This window comes from Microbacterium sp. A93, assembly GCF_051842835.1.
In genome coordinates, this window is the sequence record NZ_JBPXMT010000033.1 from 1 (window position 1) to 1,025 (window position 1,025).

Here is a 1,025-nt window from a genome sequence, read left to right on the forward strand (position 1 = left end):
GGCTCTGACGCCGCAGCGATCACGACGTCGGCAAAGCGTGACGGCGACGAGTATGTGCTCAACGGCACGAAGCAGTTCATCTCGGGGGCCGGGTCATCTGCCGTCTACCTCGTCATGGCGAGAACGGGGGCTCTTGGCCCTCGCGGCATTAGCGCGATCGTCGTTCCCGCCGATGCACCGGGGCTGAGCTTCGGACCCAACGAGAAGAAGATGGGCTGGAACGCACAGCCCACCCGTCAGGTGATCTTCGAAGGCGTCCGCGTCCCGGTCGCTAATCTTCTCGGACAGGAGGGCGAAGGATTCGGCATCGCGATGAAGGGCCTCAACGGCGGACGCGTAAATATGGGCGCCTGCTCCCTCGGCGGTGCCCAATGGGCACTCGACAAGGCGACTGCTTACGTGCAGGAACGTGAGGCCTTCGGCGCGCCGATCGCGGCGAACCAGTCGGTCGTGTTCACCCTCGCCGACATGGAAACGGACCTTCAAGCGGCCCGCGCGCTGCTTCAGCGTGCCGCGGCGAAGATGGATGAGAGCGCCGCCGATGTGGCATCCGCCTGTGCGCTCGCGAAACGATTCGCGACCGATGCCGGATTCCGCGTCGCCAACGAAGCCCTCCAGTTGCACGGTGGATACGGCTATTTGCACGAGTACGGCATCGAACGGGTCGTGCGTGATCTGCGCGTGCACCAGATCCTCGAAGGGACCAACGAGATCATGAAGCTCATCGTCGGTCGCAACCTGCTCTCGAGCAGCCGATGAACGCGGCTGCGACGTCAGAAACAGTGAGGTCAGAAGAAGCGGCACCGGGAGATGAGGTGCTCTTCGAACAGCGAGGCCGTCTCGGTCTGGTGACGCTCAACCGTCCGCGTGCGATCAACGCGCTGACCCACCGCATGGTGCAGCTGATTCGCCCGACACTCGCTCAATGGGCCACAGATGACTCTGTCGCCACCGTCGCGATCGTCGGTGCGGGCGAAAGGGGGCTCTGCGCCGGTGGAGATATCGTGTCGCTGTACAACGATGCC

The 1,025-nt window shown here is 63.9% G+C and carries 2 protein-coding genes; both read left to right on the forward strand.

Annotated features, from left to right (window positions below; genetic code table 11):
* On the forward strand, positions 1-759 hold a 759-nt coding region (locus ACSU1G_RS34575; protein ID WP_439286190.1), incomplete at its 5' end, for an acyl-CoA dehydrogenase family protein.
* The coding region (locus ACSU1G_RS34580) for an enoyl-CoA hydratase/isomerase family protein (protein WP_439286191.1) at positions 756-1,025 on the forward strand (270 nt) is incomplete at its 3' end. The genes ACSU1G_RS34575 and ACSU1G_RS34580, both read left to right, overlap by 4 nt.